The following is a 20191-nucleotide window of genomic DNA, read 5'->3' on the forward strand; positions in this document are numbered from 1 at the left end:
CCGCCTGCCCGGATGCGAAACTTGGCCCCGTTCCATCTAGAGCGGGAGACATCACATGGACGAGGCGACAGCGCGGGACATACTGCTGGCTGCCGGTCTGGCACCGGACGCGGAACTGCTGGCCCTGGGCGAGAACGCGGTCTTCGCCGACGGCGGGCTCGTCGTCAAGGTGGGCCGGGCCCCGGAGCTGCTGCAGCGGGCGGAGCGTGAACTGTCCGTGGCGCAGTGGCTCTCGGAAGCGGGCGTCCCCGCGGTCCGCGCGGCCGAACCGTCGCCCCGGCTGGTCGAAGGACATCCGGTCACACTCTGGCACCGGCTCCCCGACGCGGTCCGGCCGGCCGGATCCGATGACCTCGCAACACTGCTGCGCTCCGTCCACGCGCTGCCCGTTCCGCCCTTCGCCCTTCCCCGGCGTGAACTCCTGGGCGGGGTCGAACGCTGGCTGCGGCTCGCGGGGGACGCCGTCGATCCAGCGGACGCGGACTACCTCCGCGAGCGCCGCGACGGGTTCGCCTCCGCCTCGGCGGCCCTGACACCCCGCCTGCCGCCCGGCCCGATCCATGGCGACGCGCTCCCCCGCAACGTCCATGTCGGCCCGGAGGGACCGGTCCTGGTCGACCTGGAGACCTTCTCGTCGGACCTGCGGGAGCACGACCTGGTCGTCATGGCCCTCTCCCGGGACCGCTACGGGCTTCCCCCACAGGCATACGACTCCTTCGTGGCCACCTACGGCTGGGACGTCCGCGACTGGGAGGGCTGCGCGGTCCTGCGCGGAGCCCGCGAGACGGCGAGCTGCGCCTGGGTGGCGCAGCACGCCCCGGCCAACCCCCGGGCGCTCGAAGAATTCCGCCGCAGGGTGGCGTCACTGCGGGAGAACGACCCGGGGGTGCGGTGGTATCCGTTCTAGCCGGAGTCAGGCATGGGCCCCTGAGCCGGCCGCCGCCCCGCGCGGCGGATGAAGCCGGGGGCTCCTGCCGATGGAACGGCGGTACCTCACGCCAACCCGCCGTTGCTCATGAGGAGTTGCCCGTTGACCCACCCACCCCGGGCGGAGCAGAGGAAGTCCACCAGGTGTGCGGCGTCCTGCGGGGTGCCGAGCCGGCCGAGCGGGGTCGCCTGCCGCAGCCGCTCCCCCGCGGCGCCGGACAGCCAGCCGGTGTCGACAGGTCCCGGGTTGATGACATTGGCGGTGACGCCGAGGTGGGCCAGTTCGTGCGCGGCGGCCAGAGTGACTCGGTCCAGGGCTCCCTTGCTCGCCCCGTACGGAAGGTTGCCCACGGTGTGGTCGCTGGTGAGGGCGATGACTCGTCCGGAGCCGGGAGCCGCGGTGAAGCGCAGGCCGTACTCGCGGATCAGCAGCCAGGTGGCACGCGCGTTGACCGCGAAGTGCCGGTCGAAGCTCTCCACCGTGGTGTCCAGCAGCCCGGAGTCGACCGATTCGCAGTGGCACATCACCAGAGCCGTGACGGCGCCGAGGGCCCGCTCGGCCTCGTCGAAGACGCGGGAGGGGCCGTCCGGGTCGGCCAGGTCGGCTTCGACAGCCACTGTGGCAGCGCCGCACTCGGCGAGCGCCCCGGCGATCACACCTGCTGCTCCGTCCTCGGCGCCCCACGCCATACGGCGGTCGTAGGGAGTCCAGTACGTGAAGGCGACATCCCAGCCTGAGGAGGCGAGTTGGCGGGCGACAGCCGCGCCGATGCAGGCGGTCCGGCCCACTCCGGTCACCAGCGCCACCGGCCGCCGAACATCGCGGACACCGGTCTCGTCAGTCTCAGCCATCGTCACAGCACGCGATCGTTCGCCACGAAGACCGGCGGGGCAACCGGTTTTCGCCTCATGGCAACGGCCGGCCCGCGATATGACGACCACCCCCGTATGACGGCCCGAGGGCCGGCGGACGCCGGCTCAGCGGCTGCGCGGGATGACCGGCCAGGCCGCCTCCACGACCGCCGTCGGATTCGCCGTGCGCCGCAGATAGGCCTGCAGCGAGGCCGACTGCTCGGCTGCCGCGCTCACCTGGAGGCCGTGGAGGTCCGCCAGCGGCATCGCGCCGACGGGCTCGTGCATCTCCCCCATACGGCGCACCACCCGCGCAGCCGCCACCGCGTCCGCACTCGCGTCGTGCGCGTCGTCCAGCGTCACTCCGTAGTACGCGCACAGCGCCTGGAGGGCGCGCTTGCCCTTGCGGTACTTGTCGACGTGTTTGTCGATCACCAACGGGTCGATGACAGGTGAGGGCACGGTGCCGAGCCGCTCGCTGACCGACGCCACCCCGTGACGCCGGCACTCACGGTCCAGGAGCGACAGGTCGTACCGCGCGTTCATCACCACCAGCGGCACCCCCGAGCGCAGCACGTCGGCGACGGTCCGCGTGATCTCCTCGACGGCCGCTGCCGCCGGGACGCCGTGTGCGCGGGCGTGGTCCGTCGAGATGCCGTGGATCGCCGAGGCCTGCTCGGGTATCGCCACTCCGGGGTCGATCAGCCAGGTGTGCTGCCCCTGGACACCCCCGTCCGGGCCGAGTCGCACGACCGCCGCCGTCACGATGCGGTCGGTCTCGACGTCGGTGCCCGTCGTCTCCAGGTCGAAGCCGACCAGTTGTCCCCGGTGCCAGCTCATGGCGGCCCTCCTTCGTGGTACGTCCCCCAAGTGAGAACCACCCTCGCACGCGCCACTGACAACCGGTCCGCCGCCGCCCGCTCACGGCGTCAGCGGCGCGCCCTGGAGCGGTCGAGAACAGCGACGCCCACGGCGGCGAGACCGATCTGGATCAGCCATTCGATCCAGTCGACGCCCTTGGTGTCGTCCACCCCGGCCGCATGGGCGATGAACGCTCCGACGAAGGCGGCCACGATACCCACGACGATCGTCAGCAGAATGCCGATGCGCTGGCGCCCCGGCACGACGAGCCGTCCGAGCACCCCGATGACGATGCCGATCACGATCGCGCTGATGATGCCTGCTATCTCCATGGCTCCTCGATCCGGTCGACAGGACGTTCGCTCCCGATGACCGACCCTGTACCCCCGAAGAGGGAACTCACTCTCCGTCAGGACACCGGCCGGGAGTCGCCCCACACTGATTCGAACTCGTCCCGGTATGTCTCGAAGAGACCGTGCTCCGAGTCCTGCCCGTGCCGGACCACCGAGCGGCCGCCGCCCCGGAGCACCAGGACCGGCGCCTCCATGCCTCGCGCCCTGCGCAGATACGACTGGACGACCGCGAGACCGTCCGCACCGTCCCCGTCGACCAGACAGGCCATGAAGCGCGGCGTCTCGTCGAAGACATGGATCTCGAAGGCCCCGGGGTCCCGGAGCCGGGACCGCACCCGGCGCATGTGCAGGATGTTCGTCTCGACCGAGCGGCTCAGCTCGCCCTTCTTCAGCCCCAGCTCCCGCTCACGCCGTTTGACCGCGCTGCTGGCCGGGTTGAGGAAGAGCAGCCGGACCCGGCACCCCGACTCGGCCAGCCGGACCAGCCGGCGGCCCGAGAAGTTCTGGACGAGGAGGTTCAGGCCGATCCCGATCGCATCGAGCCTGCGCGCCCCGCCGAACAGGTCCTCGGCGGGAATCTGCCGCTGGAGGCGGACCCGGTCCGGGTGCACACCGATGACGTCCGCGTACCGGTCTCCCACCAGGTCCTCGACCGCGTCCACCGGGAGGCGGTCGGCGGAGGGGGCGCCCGACCCGGCGCCCAGGATGTTCAGCAGGCGCGCGGAGGCCCGTTCGGCCTGAGCCAGCACCGTCTCGGAGAGCGCACGGTTGCGGGAGACCACATTGCGGGTGACCTCCAGCTCGTCCAGAGCCAGTTCCACGTCGCGCCGGTCGTCGTAGTACGGCTCGAAGCACGGCCAGTGCTGGACCATCAGCTCGCGCAGCTGCGGCAGCGTGAGGAAACTCAGGACGTTGTCGTCGGCCGGGTCGAGCAGATAGCCCTTGCGGCGCGAGACCTCCCGTACGGCGACGGCCCGCTGCACCCACTCCTGCCCCGCAGGACCCGCGGCCGCGACCACCCAGTCGTCGGCGTGCACCGGTTCGTAGATGGGGCGCAGCACAGCGGCCACCACCGCGCGGAGCCGCTGCTCGACCAGGTTCAGCCAGATGTAGGCGCGCCCGGCCCGCTGCGCGCGGGTCCGCACCTCGTTCCAGGCGTCGGCGCCCCAGTCGAGCTCCGCCCCGATCTCCATGGGCCTCGCCAGGGAGACCGCCCCCGGTGGGACGTCTGTGGAACCCCCGTCGTGACCCGGGTCACCTGGGGGCAGCTCCAGCCCACCCGAGCCCACCCGCGTACCACCTTTCACTGCCCCTGCAACGATCAAGGAAGGGTACTCCGCGCGCGGGAGCCGGTGCAGCCGGATGCACCAGCTCCTTTCCCAACTCCCCTATTCGTGGTGACGGTTCCGTGCGGGGGCATGCGGCCGAGTGAGGGGATTCATAGTGGTTCGTGGCGAGGACGCGATGACACGCCTGACTCGGCACCGGATGTGGAAGAGTCGTGCCCATGCAGGTCTGGCCGGGACAGACATACCCGCTCGGCGCCACGTACGACGGCGCCGGGACCAATTTTGCGGTCTTTTCGGAGGCCGCCGACCGAATCGAGTTGTGCCTGCTGCACGACGACGGCTCAGAGACGGCGGTGGAACTGAGAGAGACGGACGCCTTCGTCCGCCACGCCTATCTGCCCGGCATCATGCCGGGCCAGCGGTACGGGTTCCGGGTGCACGGCCCGTACGCGCCCGAGAGCGGGCAGCGCTGCAACTCCGCGAAGCTGCTCCTCGATCCGTACGCCAAAGCGGTGAGCGGGGAGGTCAAATGGGATGAGTCGGTGTACGGCTACCATTTCGGCCGGCCCAACTCGCGCAACGACCTGGACTCGGCGCCGCACACCATGACCTCGGTGGTGGTCAACCCCTACTTCGACTGGGGGGACGACCGGCTGCCGCGGACCCCGTACCACGAGACCGTGCTCTACGAGGCCCACGTGAAGGGCCTCACGATGCTCCATCCGGCGCTCCCCGACGAGATGCGCGGGACGTACGCGGCCCTGGCGCATCCGGCGGTCATCGAGCATCTGACCGAACTGGGCGTCACGGCACTGGAGCTGATGCCCGTTCACCAGTTCGTCAAGGACCACCGCCTGGCGGACAGCGGCCTCTCGAACTACTGGGGCTACAACACCATCGGATTCTTCGCCCCGCACAACGCTTACGCCTCCTGGGGCGACCGCGGCGAACAGGTGCTCGAATTCAAGCAGGCGGTCCGGGCGCTGCACGAGGCCGGGATCGAAGTCATCCTCGACGTCGTCTACAACCACACGGCCGAGGGCAACCACCTGGGGCCGACGCTGTCCTTCCGCGGCCTCGACAACGCCTCGTACTACCGCCTGACGGACGATCCGCGCTACTACATGGACACCACCGGCACCGGCAACAGCCTGCTGATGCGCTCACCGCACGTGCTGCAGCTGATCATGGACTCGCTGCGTTACTGGGTCACCGAGATGCACATCGACGGTTTCCGCTTCGACCTCGCGGCCACCCTGGCCCGCCAGTTCCACGAGGTGGACCGGCTGTCGTCCTTCTTCGACCTGGTCCAGCAGGACCCGGTGGTCTCCCAGGTGAAGCTGATCGCCGAGCCGTGGGACGTGGGCGAGGGCGGCTACCAGGTGGGTAACTTCCCGCCGCTGTGGACCGAGTGGAACGGCAAGTACCGCGACACCGTACGGGACCTGTGGCGGGGCGAGCCCCGGACTCTCGCGGAGTTCGCCGGCCGGCTGACCGGCTCGTCCGACCTGTACCAGGACGACGGGCGGCGCCCGCTCGCCTCGATCAACTTCACCACCTGCCACGACGGGTTCACGCTGCACGACCTGGTGGCGTACAACGACAAGCACAACGAGGCGAACGGCGAGAACAACCAGGACGGCGAGAGCCACAACCGGTCCTGGAACTGCGGCGCCGAGGGCGACACGGACGACGCCGGCGTGCTGGAGCTGCGGGACCGTCAGATGCGGAACTTCATGGCCACGCTGCTGCTCTCGCAGGGGGTGCCGATGCTCAGCCACGGCGACGAGTTCGGTCGTACGCAGCACGGCAACAACAACGCCTACTGCCAGGACAGCGAGCTGGCCTGGGTGCACTGGCCCGGCCCGGACACACCCGGAGCGGAGACCGACGGTTCCGGAGCGGAGGGCTCCGGCCGGGGCGGGAGCGGCACCCTGCTGGCGTTCACCCGTGCGATGGTCGCGCTGCGGCGGGAGCATCCGGTCTTCCGGCGGCGGCGTTTCTTCCACGGCCGCCCGGTGGAGGGCACCCACGACGACCTCTCCGACATCGCCTGGTTCACACCTGAGGGTGAGGAGATGGTCCAGCGCGACTGGCAGGCCGCGCACGCCAAGGCCCTTTCGGTCTTCCTGAACGGGAGCGCCATCTCGGAGCCGGGCACGCGGGGCGAGCGGATCGCCGACGACTCGTTCCTGCTGATGTTCAACGCGAGCGCGGAGGAGATCGAGTTCCTGGTTCCGGTGAACCACGGCAGGCAGTGGGAGGTCGTCGTGGACACGGCCCATGAGGAAGGTGTGCCGCCTGGGCCCGGCCCGAAGGTGGACGCCGGCGACCGGCTGGCACTGATCGGGCGGAGTCTGACCGTGCTGAAACGGCCGGCCTGAGAGAGCGGGGGTGACAGGGAGCGCGCGAAACGGGGTACGTAGGTTCCCATGACGCCCACTGCGACCTACCGGCTCCAGATCCAGCCGGAGTTCCCGTTCTCGGCCGCCGAGGCAGCGGTGCCGTATCTGGCTGCCCTCGGGGTCTCGCACCTCCATCTGTCACCCGTGCTGGACGCCGTGCCCGGCTCGACCCACGGTTACGACGTCGTCGACCACGCCCGGGTGCGCGACGAGCTGGGCGGCGAGGCGGGGCTGCGTGCGCTGGCGCACACCGCGCGGACGCACGGGCTCGGCCTCGTCCTCGACATCGTGCCGAACCATATGGCCGCCGCCCCGAGGTTCAACCGGCCGCTGTGGGAGGTGCTGCGCGAGGGACCCGTATCGCCGTACGCCCGCTGGTTCGACATCGACTGGGAGTCGGGCGGCGGCAAAGTGCTGCTGCCCGTGCTCGGCCACCGGCTCGGCGACGAGCTGGGGCGGCTCCGGGTCGACGGTGATGTGCTGCGCTACTACGACCAGGCGTTCCCGCTGCGCGAAGGGACGGCGGAGCTGCCGCTGCCCGAGCTCCTCGACGCCCAGTGGTACCGCCTCACCTGGTGGCGGCTCGCACGTACCGAGCTCAACTACCGCCGCTTCTTCACCATCTCGGACCTCATCGGCGTGCGCGTCGAGGACCCGGCGGTCTTCGACGCCACCCATGCCAAGGTCCTGGAGCTCATGGACGACGGCGTCATCGAGGGGCTGCGCATCGACCATCCGGACGGTCTCGCCGATCCCGGCGCCTATCTGCGGCGGCTCGGAGAGGCGACGGACGGCCGCTGGACGGTCGTGGAGAAGATCCTCACCGGCGACGAACAGCTGCCCGCGGACTGGGCGGTCGCGGGGACAACCGGCTACGACGCACTCCACCGGATCGACGGACTGTTCACCGACCCGGCGGGCGCCGACGAACTGCTGCGCCACTACCGGGAGTACGCGGCGCCCCCGGACGACCGGGGCGGGTACTGGGAACAGACGGTCCGCCGGGCCGCGTACAAGGTCATCACCCACGAGCTGGCGGCCGAGACCGCCTTCCTGGTCCGCACCGCGGGGCAGATCTGCGCGGCCGACCCGGCGCTGCGCGACCACGCGCCGTGGGCGCTGGAGGCCGCCCTGCGCGAGCTGCTCGTCCGGATGCCGGTCTACCGGCCGTATGTGACCGCGGGCGGCCCGACGCCCGATGCCGCGGAGGCCACCCTGGATCCGGCGGCGGTACGGCAGGCCGTCGCATCCTTCACCGTGCCCGAGGAGGCGGACGCCGTCGGTGTCGTACGGGATCTGGCGCTCGGCAGGCTGGGCGGCGGCCCCGCCCACACCGCCTTCTGCGCCCGCTTCGCCCAGACCGCGTCGGCGCTGCACGCCAAGTCCGTGGAGGACACCGCCTTCTACCGCTACACACCGCTCGTGTCCGCCGGTGAGGTGGGCGGCGACCCCGGGGCGCCCGCGGTGAGTCCGGCACGGTTCCACGCGTTCTGCGAGCGGACGGCCCGCGACTGGCCGGCCGGCGGGACGGTCCTGACCACACACGACACCAAGCGCAGCGCGGACGTCCGGGCGCGGACCGCGGTACTCACCGAGTGCCCGCAGGAGTGGGCCGCGCTGCTGGGACGGCTGGACACCCCGGCGCCCGATCCCCAGCTGGCCTGGGTGGCCTGGCAGACCGCGTTCGGCTTCGGACTGCCCGACCAGGAACGGCTGGCCCCGGCCCTGCTGAAGGCCGTGCGCGAGGCCGGACTGCGCACCAGCTGGACCGAGCAGGACGACGCGTACGAGCAGGCGGTCGCCGACTTCGTGGCAGCGGGGCCCGCGGGTCCGCCGCAGTCGGCCGTCGCCTCGTTCGCCCGCGGGCTGGCCCCGTACGTACGGGCCAATGTGCTGGGCGCCGCGCTGGTCCACCTCACGATGCCTGGCGTGCCCGACCTCTACCAGGGCACGGAAGGCACGTACATCGCGCTGGTGGACCCGGACAACCGCAGGCCGCCCGTGCCTGTCGACCCGTCGGACGAGAAGCTGGCCCTGACGACCACGGCGCTGCTGCTGCGCCGTGACTGCCCGGCTGTCTTCGGCGAGTCGGGCACCTACACACCGCTGACGCCGGAAGGCCCCGCCGCCTCCCACTGCCTGGCCTTCTGCCGCTCGGGCGAGGCCGTGACCGCGGTGACCCGGCTGTCGCTGCGGCTCGAACAGGAGGGCGGCTGGCGCGACACGGAACTGCCGCTGCCCGCCGGGGTGTGGCTCGATCTGCTGGCGCCCGAGCGGGAGTTCACCGGGCGGGTCGCCCTGAGCGAGCTGTTCGCGGTACGGCCGGTGGCGCTGCTCAAGCGGGTGGTACCGGCGGCGGCAGAGCCGTACCAGCGCTGAACCGCGGGGCGCAGCACCGCGGTTCAGCGGCCACCGGGGTCACTGCGACGCGAGCCGGAAGTGGACCCGTCCGAAGCCGACCATGTCGCCGTCGCGGACCACGACCGCGCCGGTGACCCGGTGTCCGTTGACCGTCGTCCCGTTGGCCGAGCCCAGATCGCGCAGCACCCACACACCGGCCTGCGCACCGAGTTCGGCGTGCAGCCGGGACACCGTCTCGTGGTTCAGCCGCAGGCCGTTGACCGGGTCGCGGCCGATCCGCAGTGGGTACGGGCCGGCCATGGGCAGCAGCAGCTTCGGCAGCCGCTCGGCGGCCCAGGCCCTGCGCATCCGGCCGGGGAAGGCCGACACCTGGCCCACCGCGCCCAACAGCCGCTGCGACCAGCCGGTCCCGCTCTCCAGGTCCGCGGTGAGAGCGGCCAGTTCGTCGGACCTGCGGGCCGCCAGGGCCAGTTCCATCCGGCGCATGAAGGTGTCGTGGGAGAGCTTGCCCTGGACCGCGCCCTCCTTCAGCACGCTGAGCACCCGGTCGCGCTCTGCGTCGGACAGCCGGGCAGGAACCGCGTGCGGCTCGTGGGCGGGCGCCGGGGGCTCTGGAGAGGACATCACAGGGTTGATTGTCGGTGGGACCCGATCCAGGTGTCCAGGCGGACCCGGGTTTGCGATATCCATGTGACCAGGCCGGACGCCGATTGTTACGGTCTGCGGACATCCCCCCGCCCCAGGAGCCGAATTGCCCGAGCAGCCGCATGGCCACGAGCTGGTGATCCGCCCGTTGACCGGGCCCGACGAGCTCTCCCTCTTCCGTACCCTGCCCTACGTCCTCGACCATGAACTCGCCGGCGACCTCGCGGGCGGTCTGCGCCGTCCCGAGTGGATGTGGGTGGCGCTGCGCGGCGACCGTGTACTGGCGCGGGCCGCCTGGTGGGCCCCCGCGCCCGGCGGCGCCCCGTACACCCTGGACTTCTTCGATCTGGACGACACCCTGCCCGGCCCCGAGCGCGGCGACACCGGCGTGCGGCTGCTGGAGACCGCGATGGCACGGCTCTTCCCCGCCGGCGCCCAGCGCCCCGAGTACGGCCGGTACATCCCGCCGGACTGGCGCACCGACCCGGTCGCCCGCGATGTGGTCGAGGCACGGATGCGCGCGGTGGAGCGCACCGGCGCGCGGCTGCTGGTCGAGCGGCTGCGGCTGGAGTGGACCCCCGGAGCGGCGGCGGCTCCGGCGCCCGGAGGCCGGCTGGTGTTCCGCGCGGTGCGCGACCGGGAGGATCTCGTCCCGCTGATGACGCTGGTCGCCGATGGCTCACTCGACGCCCACACCCGGGCCTCGGTGGAGTCCGGGCTGAGCCCGCGTGCGGTGGCCGATGCGCAGTACGACGAGGAACTGGCGGGCTACCGGAGCCCGGACGGCTGGTGGCGGATCGCGGAGCTGCCGGACGGGGATCCGGTCGGCTTCGTGATCCCCGCGCGCAACAACTACCACGCGATCATCGCGTACATCGGGGTGCTGCCCGGCCACCGGGGACACGGGTACATCGACGAGATCCTCGCCGAGGGGACCCGGATTCTCGCCGGCCAGGACGTGCCCCGCATCCGCGCGTCGACGGACGTCGGCAACGTTCCGATGGCGCGGGCCTTCGAACGGGCCGGCTATGTGAACTTCGAGCGGGCGGTCAACATGGTGTGGGACTGAGCCGCCCCGGGCCGGGTGGGCTCCCCGGACCGGACTCCCCGGTGCCGGCTACACCGTGGAGCCGATTCCGGCCCGCGGGCGGTCAACATGGTGTGGGACTGAGCCGCCCCGGGCCGGGTGGGCTCCCCGGACCGGACTCCCCGGTGCCGGCTACACCGTGGAGCCGATTCCGGCCTCGCCGAGCCAGTCCAGGCGTCGCTGCTGCTCGGGCGGGATGGTGGCGTCCTCGCCGCGCGGGCCGACGTTGAGCAGCAGATTGCCGCCGTCGGAGCGGACCGTCCCGAGCAGCGCGGCAAGCGCCTCGCGGGTGAGGAAGGAGCCCTCGCCGGAGTTCCGGTTGTAGCCGAAACTGTGGTCGACGCCGCGGGTGATCTCGAAGGCGTCGGGCCCGGTGTAGCGCGAGTACTCCGGGGTCCTGAAGTCGAAGTACGGCGGCTTCTTCGGGACGAAGCCCTCGTCGCTGACGACCGTGCGGCGCTCCCAGCTGTTGTACGCGGCCCGCAGGCCGGGGACCCGGAGCGCCCGCCACAGCGGGGAGTACGGGTAGAGCCGGTCGTTGACGACGCCGTGCGGGACGGTGAACCGGTAGTACTCCACCAGGCTCCGGATCGCCGCGCGCCCCGCGGGCCAGGCGATGTCGTTCCAGAGGATGTCGGGGTGGTAACGCCTGATCAGCTCGCGCACCTGGGCGTCCGCGTACGCCGGGTACGCGCCGCGCGGGACGGCGGCGACGGTGTCGGCGCCGGTCGCGATGGGGCGCGGCTGGAAGGTCCAGTCGAGGCCGCCGGAGTAGTAGACACCGAAGCGCATCCCCTCGGCTCTGACCGCTTCGGCGAACTCGCCGACGACATCGCGCGGGGTGTGCCAGCCGGGACGGTTCGGGTTGCGCACATCGGACGGCCAGAGGCAGTAGCCGTCGTGGTGCTTGGTGACGAGCACGGCGTAGCGCGCGCCGGCCGCCCGGAACCGGCGTGCCCAGTCCGCCGGGTCCCAGCCGCTCAGCGCGTCCGCGAAGTCACCGCCGAACGCCGTGTACGGGCGGTTTCCGTAGGTCTCCCTGTGGTGTGCGGAGACCGGGCTGGCCGGGAAGCGCAGGGAGTTCTCGTACCACTCGCCGTACGAGGTCCAGCCGAGGTGTGCCCGTGTGCTGACGTCGTACGGAGGGGCCCATCCCGGCACGGACGCCGGCGTCCAGTGCACAAAGATCCCCAGCTGAGCCTGTTGCCACCACGGAGCGATCATGGTTGAAGTATTGATCATTCCTGGGGGTGTCCGTAAGGGTGTCCGGCCTGTGAACCGCGGATCACCTCGCGGTACCAGCGGTAGGAGTCCTTCGGGGTGCGCCGCATCGTCTCGTAGTCGACGTGGACCAGTCCGAAGCGCTGGGAGTTGCCCTCGATCCACTCGAAGTTGTCGGTGAGCGACCAGGTGAAGTAGCCGCGGACGTCGACGCCCTCGGCCATGGCCGCGTGCAGTGCGCGCAGGTGGCCGTCGAGGAAGGCGATCCTGGGCGAGTCCCGCAGGCCGTCGTAGCTGCAGCCGTTCTCGGTGATGTAGAGCGGCGGCAGCCGGTCACCGTAACGGCTCTGCAGCCGGCTGAGCATGTCCCGCAGCCCGTCCGGGACCACGGGCCAGCCGAAGTCCGTGCGGTCGTACCCTTCGATCTCCCTGATCCCGAAGGGCAGTTCGGGCGGCATCCCGAACCCGGCGAAGGTGTCCAGGGCCTGTGGGTCCGGCGCTCCGACGAGGGTGGGGTTGTAGTAGTTGACCCCGTACCAGTCGAGCGGGGCCGAGATGATCTCCAGATCGTCCGCGACCGGCCCCGGCATCAGGGCCGCGAAGTTCTCGTCGGGGTAAGCGCCCGTGAGGAGGGGGTCGGCGAACAGCCAGTTGGAGAGCGTGTCGTAGAGCCCGGCCCCGGACCGGTCCTCCTCGCTCCCGCCGGCCGTCCAGACCGGCGTGTGCGAGACGGCTATGCCGATGTTCGAAGCACCGGCGGCGCGCAGCGCACGGACGGCGAGACCGTGTGCGAGCAGCTGGTGGTGGGCCGCGGGCAGCGCGTCGAAGAGCAGCTGCCTGCCCGGGGCGTGCTCGCCCAGCGCGTAGCCCAGCAGTGTCACCTCGGCCGGTTCGTTGATGGTGATCCACATCGGGACCCGGTCGGCGAGGCGTTCGGCGACGGCGCCCGCGTACTCGGCGAAGCGGTACGCGGTGTCACGGCTGAGCCAGCCGCCGCTCCGTTCGAGGGCGAGCGGGGTGTCCCAGTGGTAGAGCGTCGGTACCGGGGTGATGCCCCGGCCGCACAGTTCGTCGACGAGCCGGTCGTAGAAGCCGAGACCCGGAGCGTTGACGGGGCCCGCGCCGTCCGGGACGACGCGGGGCCAGCTCACCGAGAAGCGGAAGGCTCCGGCGCCGAGCCCGGCGAGAAGGGCGACGTCCTCGCGGTAGTGGTCGTAGAAACCGGTGCCCCGCGAGCCGTCGGCGCCGTCCTTGATACGGCCGGGCTGCGCGGCGAAGGCGTCCCAGCCGGACGGGCCCTTGCCGTCGGCGCCCGCGGCGCCCTCGGTCTGGAAGGCGGATGCGGACGCGCCCCACAGGAAGCCCGGCGGGAAGGCGGGCAGCGGCGGAATCTTCATGGCACGCGACCCTAATGGCCCGAGTGCGCTCGCTCCAGCCCCTGATCTTGTCAAGATGAAAGCCTGCCGGCCGGTCGAGGTCCCGATACCGAGGGGGAATCTGTGCTGTTCGAAGTGTGGGCACCGGAGAAGGACGAGGTCACGCTGGAACTGTCCGGGCGGGAGCGGCCCATGGAGCGTGATCCGCTGCGGGAGGGCTGGTGGACCGTCACCGCGGATGCAGCCGACGGCGACCACTACGGCTTCCGGCTCGACGGCGGTCCTGTGCTGCCCGACCCGCGCTCGCGCCGTCAGCCCGCGGGCCCCGACGGCCTGAGCGCCGTCGTCGCGCAGGACGCCTACCAGTGGGCTCAGGAGTGGGGTGGCCGGCCGCTGCCCGGAGCCGTGCTGTACGAGCTGCACGTGGGCACGTACACCCGCGAGGGCACCTTCGAGGCGGCGGCCGGGCACCTCGACCATCTGGCCGCGCTCGGCGTCACCCATGTGGAGCTGATGCCGGTGTGCCCCTTCCCCGGCCGGCACGGCTGGGGGTACGAGGGCGTCTCGCTGTGGGCGGTGCACGAACCGTACGGCGGCCCCGAGGGGCTGAAGCTCTTCGTCGACGCGGCTCACGCGCGCGGGCTCGGAGTCGTGCTGGACGTCGTCCACAACCATCTCGGCCCGTCCGGCAACTACCTGCCCGCCTACGGCCCGTACTTCACCGACACCCACCACACTCCGTGGGGCTCCGCGGTCAACCTCGACGCGCCGGGCTCCGACGAGGTCCGCGCCTATCTGCTGGGGAGCGCGCTGGCCTGGCTCCGCGACTACCGGATCGACGGGCTGCGGCTCGACGCCGTCCACGCGCTCGCCGACGGGCGGGCGCTGACCTTCCTGGAGGAGCTGTCCGCGGCCACCGACACGCTGGCGGCCGGGCTCGGGCGGCCGCTCTTCCTGATCGCCGAGTCCGATCTCTGTGATCCGCGGACGACGACCCCCCGGGAAGCGGGCGGTATCGGCGTGCACGCCCAGTGGAACGACGACTTCCACCACGCGCTGCACACCGCGCTGACCGGTGAGTCCCAGGGGTACTACGCGGACTTCGCCCGTGCGCCGCTGGCCGCCCTGGCCAAGACGCTCACGCGGGTCTTCTTCCACGACGGTACGTACTCGACGTTCCGCGGCCGTACGCACGGCCGCCCCGTGCACCGTACGTCGACGCCCGCACACCGCTTCGTAGGCTTCACACAGACCCATGACCAGGTCGGCAACCGGGCACTGGGCGACCGGCTCTCGGCGACCCTGTCGCCCGGTCTGCTGGCGTGCGCGGCGACTCTGGTGCTCACCGGGCCCTCCGTACCGATGCTGTTCATGGGCGAGGAGTGGGGGGCGGCCACCCCGTGGCAGTTCTTCACCGACCACACGGACCCGGATCTCGCGGAGGCCGTACGGAACGGCCGTCGGCGGGAGTTCGCCGAGCACGGCTGGGCGGAGGAGGACATTCCCGACCCGCAGTCCCCGGCCACCAGGGAGCAGTCCTGCCTGAACTGGGACGAGCTGGACGGCGGCCACCACTCGCGGCTGCTCGCCTGGTACCGCGAACTGATCGCGCTGCGCCACACGTGCCCCGACCTGGTCGACGCGGATCTGGCCGCGGTCAAGGTCGCGTACGACGAGGACGCGCGATGGCTGGCCCTCCGCAGAGGAGAACTGCGGATCGCGGTCAACCTCGGCGACGAGGCGGCGCGGATCCCGGTGGACGGGCACGGCAGCCGGATCCTGGCGTCGTGGGAGCCGGTCCGGCCGCCGGGCACCGACGGTCTTCTGCTGCTGCCGCCCGCCTCGTGTGCCGTGCTGGCCGACTCCTGAGACCGGTACAGCAACGGGGTCCCGAAGAGAGCCGCGCCCCTGCACGACGGGCGGCGGCTGCCCGGAACAAGGACGTGTGCTAAGCGGCCCCTCTCTATCTGCGTATTCGCAGATCAGCGGCGGTTTCGGGTTCCACTGGTGTCCGTGGTTGTGCGGGGGAATCCGTGGGTGTTGCCGTCGCTACTGCCGTCAGGAGCGCGGAGCGCATGGTGGTGCTGCCGCTGGCGGGGTGTCGGCGCAGGGGGACTTTACTGCCACGCGCCGGGCTCGGCGCGGAGTATGGCGCGGACGGTCTGCTCGTAGTGCTGGTGGCCGGTCCGGGCGCAGTGTCCGGCGATCCAGCGCGTCAGCTCGTCCGGGGTGTGCAGGGTGCCGGATGTGGCACCGCAGTTGCTTTCCTCGCCGGTGACGCAGACCGCCGTGAAGGCTGGCAGAGCCAGGGGGTCGGGGACGGTGGTCACGTGGTACTCGCGGGAGCGGTAGCGCCCCCGTGCGGCGTCGCGGACCGGTGCGTCGGTGTCCGCGGAGTCAGGCACCCTCGTCCACCTCTTCCGGGTCGGTGAGGCGCTGACCGCGCGAGTCGGCGACCCTGAGCGCGTCGGAGAGGGCTTCGGCCAGCCGGCGGGCCAGCCAGCGGTATTCGGTCGCCGACAAAGTCTTCGCGTCAGGGGCCATGGTGTCTCGGGCGTATCCCAGCAGGTCCTCACCCATGCCCAGCTGTATGGCTTCGATGTTGTCGGCGAGGTTGGCGAGGTAGCCCTGGCCGTCGGTGCTCAGGTAACAGGGGTGACCGCCCTCGGTGGTCCACGGCAGCAGCCGCGGCCCCTGCGCCGTGCGTCCTCCGGGCTCTTGTCTCGTTCGCTCGACCATCCTGATTCCCTCTCCTTGGCTCGACTCGTGGCTATTGATCACGATCTCGCTGGTGTGAGCCTTTGGGAGTAGCCAGCCTGTCTGCCTTTCTGTCTGCCAAGCTGGTTGGGTGCGGGAGACGATCGGGGAACTGGTCAGGCGGCTGCGTCTGGCGCGTGGGTGGAGTCAGGGGCGGCTCGCCGAGGCGCTGGCTGAGGCTGCTCCTGGGCATGTTCCTCCGACACGAAATGACGTGTCCCGCTGGGAGATTGGGAAGCGGTCCCCGCGCGAGTGGCTGCCGTTCCTCGCGCGGGTGCTTCAGGTCCCGCGCGAGATGTTGGAAGCGGCGAAGGCTGTTGCGCCTGTCGAGTCCGCTGCGCACGTACGGTCCGTGGCCGACTTCCTGCCCGAGGGCGACCCGCTGTCCCCACTGAGCGCCCGTTCGGGCCGCCGGATCGGATCCGGGCAGGTGGCCGACCTGGCCCAGCGGGTTCACGGCCTGCGGCTGGCCGACGACGTGGTGTACGGCAAGGATCTGATCGGACCCGCCCTGCGCGAGCTGCGGGCGGCGGTGAAGCTCTACCGCGAGGGAGTGCATACCGAAGAGGTCGGCCGCGAACTGCTGCGGACTATTGCCGAGTTGGCGCAGATCGCCGGGTGGGTCGCTTCCGACGCTGGAGAGCATGCCGAGGCGGAGCGTATCTACCGGCTCGGCATGAGCGCCGCACGGGCCGCCGGGGACGGCGTACTGTCCGGGAACGTCGCGGGCTCGCTGGCCTACCAGTGGAGCAATACCGGGCGGACTGCCGACGCGGTCGGGCTGGCCCGCGCCGCACTGGAGGACGCCGGTCTGGACGCCCCGCCGAAGGCTCGTGCGCTGTACCTGGACCGGGTGGCTTGGGCGCATGCCCGTGCCGGGCAGGACCGCCCGGCGATGGCCGCACTGGGAGAAGCGGCCGAGGCCCTGGCTGAGGACTCGGCCGGCACCGAATCGCCGTCGTACCTGTACTGGATGGACGCCGGGGAATTGCAGGTCATGGAGGCCCGCGTCTACACCGAGCTGAGACGCCCCCTGCGCGCCGTGCCGCTGCTGACGGACGTGCTCGAACGCTACGACGCCAGCCACTCCCGGGAGTTGGCTTTGTACCTTTCATGGCTGGCCGTGGCCTACGCCGACGCCAACGAGCCCGAGGCCGCCGCCGCGACGACGAGTCGCATGCTCGCTCTTGGACAGAGCGGCAGCGAACGCACGGCAGAGCGCACGCGGATCGTGCTGGACCGCCTGCGAGCCTTTCGAGACGTGCCCGAAGTCGCCGAGCTGCTGGTGTCCTGATCACCCGTGGTGCACCACGGCACGGAAGAGACCGCACACTGGCTGGCGCCGAGGCATCCGGTAAGAAGCCGGCCTGAGCGGGAGGGGTCCCTCGTCGGTCGGGCAGCTTCGCCGTGCCAGGGTTCCCCGGGGGCCGCCAAGGCTCACCTCGTGACGCGTGCGCTTGGCCTTGGCGGCCCCCGGGGGTTCCTGGTACGCCTCCGGTGACCGGGCGACGAGGGACCCCTCCCGCGACCTCGACCCCACACCACGACGAAGCTGCACCCGCACTCGGGCCCCCTGCCCCTCAGAGAGAGGGCCGGGGTCTGGGGCAGCGCCCCAGGTGGTTCGCTGTGCTGGCTGTTGCGCGCCCGGACCGGCGGGGCCGTTGCCAGCGGGGCGGAGACAGGAGCGGGCGGCGGCCCCGCGGGGCCGGAGCGCGCGCGGGCCGCGTCAGCGGGCCGCCTTGATCAAGTAAAGAAACTCTGAACAGCTCATTCTCTGTGACGACTGGACCTGACCTCCTGCCGCTGACAGGACGACCTCCGCCCCTCAACCGCGACGCTCCTCCTGGTACAGCGCATCGAACTCGTCGCGATCAAGGAGCTCCTCAACCACGCCCATACCGGCGTCAACGCAGCCGTCTTGCCCCCCGTCCAAACCCGCCTACAGCGTCAAGCCATCGACCTGCTCGGCGCCGTACTCGGCTGGCCGGTGATACGAGCCCCAGAGGCCAACCGCCATCATGCGCCCCCTCGTCCGCTGACGTTGCCGTCAGCTACTGCCGTCAGGCATGTCTGAGGTCCCGCCGGAGTGCAGCCCAGCGGGACCTCATAAGGCTTCAGCAGGCCTGCCTATTTATCACTAATCCGTGCGGCGTCTGGCTTTGCCCAGTAGATCATGCGATACCCAGACGAATTTGATTTCGGATCCGGTTCGCCGATCTTGATCACGTACTCCACCAACGGATGATCTTCGGAAAATAGCGCGTCCAACTCGAAGGTAACCTCTTCGGCATCGTCCTCAAGTTCGCCCGATTGACGATGAGTCCAGAAGACCACTTCCACGCGATCTTCCTCAACACGTACAGCCACGGCGATCACATCAGTCGAAATCATGCCGAGCAGTGCTTGCACTGCAAGAAGGGTGATCTCGTTCTCGCGCTGATTCTCTTGCTTGTCGGTCACGGCGCGCCCGCCTGGGGATTCATAGGCACAACGCTCGGACTCTTAGTCCCCTTGATCATGAAGATATTCGCGGGAACTCCGAGACAGTTCATAGCTGGATTGTTGTCGTAGCCCACGACGGAAGGAACTCGAATTTGAATATTTCCCGTCTTCGTCATCCCCATGACCTGCGCCGATCCGGAATCGTAGGCGTCGAGCACTTCTGCGCATCTTCTTGCGAATTGAAATAACCTCCGCCTTTATATCCCCTCCCGCCAAGGATGTGCCGTCCCTGCTTCTGACTGCTGATGCTCGCTTTAACCTGCGGCAATTCGATGACATTACCGGAGGCGTCTGCAATGAACCGTGGACACGACGAGTTGTGAACGAGGACCGGCGTGGCCCCTGCCAGCACATAGGACGTGTGCCTGCGACAGGGGCCTTCGTCCGGGGTGGGGCAGCGCGGCCGCTACTCCACGATCGCCAGCTCGCGCCGGGTGGTGTTCAGCCGCCGGCCGCCGTCGTCGGTGACGGTGACGATGTCCTCGATGCGGACACCGAAGCGGCCGGGGAGATAGATACCCGGCTCGACGGAGAAGCACATGCCGGGCACCAGCGGCTGCTCCTCGCCCTCGATCATGTACGGCGGCTCATGGGTGGTGACACCGATGCCGTGGCCGGTGCGGTGGATGAACCGCTCACCGTAACCGGCGTCGGTGATGACCGCGCGTGCCGCCCGGTCGATCTCCTGGCAGGCGATGCCGGGCCGCACCGCACGGCAGCCCGCGTCCTGCGCCTCCCGCACGATGTCGTGCACCCGCTGCTCCTCGGCGTCCGGGGCGCCGACGTGAACGGTGCGGGAGGTGTCGGAGCCGTACCCCTGCTTGAGCCCGCCGAAGTCCAGGACGACCATGTCGCCGGTGCCGATGACCCGTTCGCCCGCCTCGTGGTGCGGGTTCGCGCCGTTGGGCCCCGAACCGACGACGGTGAAGTCCACCTGGGAGTGGCCGAACCGCCGCAGCAGCGCGGCCAGGTCGGCCGCGACGTCGGTCTCCCGGCGCCCGGAGAAGCGGACCTTGAGGATCTCCTCGTAGGTCGCGTCGGCCGCGGCACCCGCCGCTTCCAGCCTGGCCAGCTCGGGCGCGTCCTTCACCGCACGCAGCATCGGCAGGGCCTCGGTCAGCGACCGGTACGAACTGTCGGGCAGAGCGCGCTGGAGTCCCAGCAGGTGCATCGCCCAGCCGTTGTCGCTGACCGCGAACCGGCCGTCCGGCCTGAGGAGCGCGGCCGTGATGCTGTACGGATCCTTGCCGTCCGTCCAGTCCCGCAGGGTGAAAGCGGGTGCTCCGACGGCATGTTCGGCGTCCGCTGCCTCCAGCGTCGGCACAACGAGGACCGGGTCCTGGCCCGCGGCGATGACCAGCATGGTCATCCGCTCGGTGGCCGCGGTCGGCCGGTAGCCGGTGAGGTGGACGAGATCGGGGCCGGGTGCGACGAGCACCCCGGCGAGCCCGGCGTCCGCCGCGCTCCGTGCGGCACGGGCCATACGGGCGCGGTAGTCGTCGGCGGTGAACGGTACGGGTTCGGTGGACATGGCCTCATCCTGCCCGGCCGCGAC

The 20191-nt window shown here is 70.7% G+C and carries 18 protein-coding genes; 6 read left to right on the forward strand and 12 right to left on the reverse strand.

Annotated elements, in window-relative coordinates:
- Positions 1-55: 55 nt before the first annotated feature.
- Positions 56-907, forward strand: a complete 852-nt coding sequence (locus OG584_RS06355; RefSeq protein WP_405775887.1) for a phosphotransferase enzyme family protein — start codon at positions 56-58, stop codon at positions 905-907.
- 86 nt (positions 908-993) lie between these two features.
- Here OG584_RS06355 and OG584_RS06360 read toward each other — a convergent pair whose 3' ends face one another.
- The 4 genes from OG584_RS06360 to OG584_RS06375 form a co-directional block, all read right to left on the reverse strand.
- Positions 994-1779 carry an SDR family oxidoreductase gene (locus tag OG584_RS06360; RefSeq protein WP_405775889.1) on the reverse strand — a complete coding sequence of 262 codons (786 nt, stop codon included), beginning with the start codon at positions 1777-1779 and terminating at the stop codon, positions 994-996.
- Positions 1780-1905: 126 nt separating this feature from the next.
- Positions 1906-2619 carry a 3'-5' exonuclease gene (locus tag OG584_RS06365; RefSeq protein ID WP_405775891.1) on the reverse strand — a complete coding sequence of 238 codons (714 nt, stop codon included), beginning with the start codon at positions 2617-2619 and terminating at the stop codon, positions 1906-1908.
- Positions 2620-2708: 89 nt separating this feature from the next.
- The gene (locus OG584_RS06370) at positions 2709-2972 is read right to left on the reverse strand and encodes a GlsB/YeaQ/YmgE family stress response membrane protein (protein WP_405775893.1); all 264 of its coding nucleotides are present in this window, start codon (positions 2970-2972) and stop codon (positions 2709-2711) included.
- 77 nt (positions 2973-3049) lie between these two features.
- On the reverse strand, positions 3050-4282 hold the full coding sequence (locus OG584_RS06375; RefSeq protein WP_405775895.1) for an SAV2148 family HEPN domain-containing protein: 1233 nt from the start codon (positions 4280-4282) through the stop codon (positions 3050-3052).
- Positions 4283-4500: 218 nt separating this feature from the next.
- Here OG584_RS06375 and glgX point away from each other — a divergent pair, with 218 nt between their 5' ends.
- Together glgX and treY are read left to right on the forward strand one after the other, a co-directional pair.
- Positions 4501-6666, forward strand: a complete 2166-nt coding sequence (gene glgX / locus OG584_RS06380; protein WP_405775897.1) for a glycogen debranching protein GlgX — start codon at positions 4501-4503, stop codon at positions 6664-6666.
- A 48-nt stretch (positions 6667-6714) separates the two neighbouring features.
- Positions 6715-9066 (forward strand): malto-oligosyltrehalose synthase, encoded by a 2352-nt coding sequence (treY, locus tag OG584_RS06385; RefSeq protein ID WP_405775899.1) that lies wholly within the window; start codon positions 6715-6717, stop codon positions 9064-9066.
- Positions 9067-9105: 39 nt separating this feature from the next.
- Here treY and OG584_RS06390 read toward each other — a convergent pair whose 3' ends face one another.
- Positions 9106-9672: an FHA domain-containing protein gene (locus tag OG584_RS06390; protein ID WP_405775901.1), complete on the reverse strand. Its 567-nt coding sequence runs from the start codon at positions 9670-9672 to the stop codon at positions 9106-9108.
- A gap of 127 nt (positions 9673-9799) precedes the next feature.
- Here OG584_RS06390 and OG584_RS06395 point away from each other — a divergent pair, with 127 nt between their 5' ends.
- Positions 9800-10762: a GNAT family N-acetyltransferase gene (locus OG584_RS06395; RefSeq protein WP_405775903.1), complete on the forward strand. Its 963-nt coding sequence runs from the start codon at positions 9800-9802 to the stop codon at positions 10760-10762.
- Between the two features lie 150 nt (positions 10763-10912).
- Here the strand turns inward: OG584_RS06395 and OG584_RS06400 are convergent, their stop codons facing one another.
- Positions 10913-12004, reverse strand: a complete 1092-nt coding sequence (locus OG584_RS06400) for an alpha-L-fucosidase (protein WP_405775905.1) — start codon at positions 12002-12004, stop codon at positions 10913-10915.
- 14 nt (positions 12005-12018) lie between these two features.
- Entirely contained in the window at positions 12019-13398 is a 1380-nt protein-coding gene (locus OG584_RS06405) for a GH1 family beta-glucosidase (protein WP_405775907.1), read from the reverse strand.
- Positions 13399-13500: 102 nt separating this feature from the next.
- On the opposite strand from OG584_RS06405, the gene treZ reads away from it, so the two are divergent.
- Complete coding sequence (treZ, locus tag OG584_RS06410; protein WP_405775909.1) at positions 13501-15246, forward strand: malto-oligosyltrehalose trehalohydrolase; 1746 nt, start codon at positions 13501-13503, stop codon at positions 15244-15246.
- Positions 15247-15494: 248 nt separating this feature from the next.
- Here the strand turns inward: treZ and OG584_RS06415 are convergent, their stop codons facing one another.
- Positions 15495-15782 carry a hypothetical protein gene (locus OG584_RS06415; protein ID WP_405775911.1) on the reverse strand — a complete coding sequence of 96 codons (288 nt, stop codon included), beginning with the start codon at positions 15780-15782 and terminating at the stop codon, positions 15495-15497.
- Positions 15775-16116: a hypothetical protein gene (locus OG584_RS06420; RefSeq protein ID WP_405775912.1), complete on the reverse strand. Its 342-nt coding sequence runs from the start codon at positions 16114-16116 to the stop codon at positions 15775-15777. Before OG584_RS06420 ends, OG584_RS06415 begins: the two co-directional genes overlap by 8 nt.
- Positions 16117-16225: 109 nt before the next feature.
- On the opposite strand from OG584_RS06420, the gene OG584_RS06425 reads away from it, so the two are divergent.
- Positions 16226-17428: a helix-turn-helix domain-containing protein gene (locus OG584_RS06425; protein WP_405775914.1), complete on the forward strand. Its 1203-nt coding sequence runs from the start codon at positions 16226-16228 to the stop codon at positions 17426-17428.
- Positions 17429-18261: 833 nt separating this feature from the next.
- On the opposite strand, the gene OG584_RS06430 is transcribed toward OG584_RS06425, so the two are convergent.
- The 3 genes from OG584_RS06430 to OG584_RS06440 all read right to left on the reverse strand — a co-directional run bounded on the left by OG584_RS06430 (position 18262) and on the right by OG584_RS06440 (position 20167).
- On the reverse strand, positions 18262-18594 hold the full coding sequence (locus tag OG584_RS06430; protein WP_405775916.1) for a hypothetical protein: 333 nt from the start codon (positions 18592-18594) through the stop codon (positions 18262-18264).
- Positions 18591-18794, reverse strand: coding sequence for a hypothetical protein (locus OG584_RS06435; RefSeq protein WP_405775918.1), 204 nt, complete (start codon positions 18792-18794; stop codon positions 18591-18593). Before OG584_RS06435 ends, OG584_RS06430 begins: the two co-directional genes overlap by 4 nt.
- Positions 18795-19042: 248 nt before the next feature.
- Positions 19043-20167, reverse strand: a complete 1125-nt coding sequence (locus tag OG584_RS06440) for an aminopeptidase P family protein (protein ID WP_405775920.1) — start codon at positions 20165-20167, stop codon at positions 19043-19045.
- Positions 20168-20191: the final 24 nt, after the last annotated feature.

The organism is Streptomyces sp. NBC_00859 (genome assembly GCF_045161865.1).
Lineage (GTDB): Bacteria > Actinomycetota > Actinomycetes > Streptomycetales > Streptomycetaceae > Streptomyces.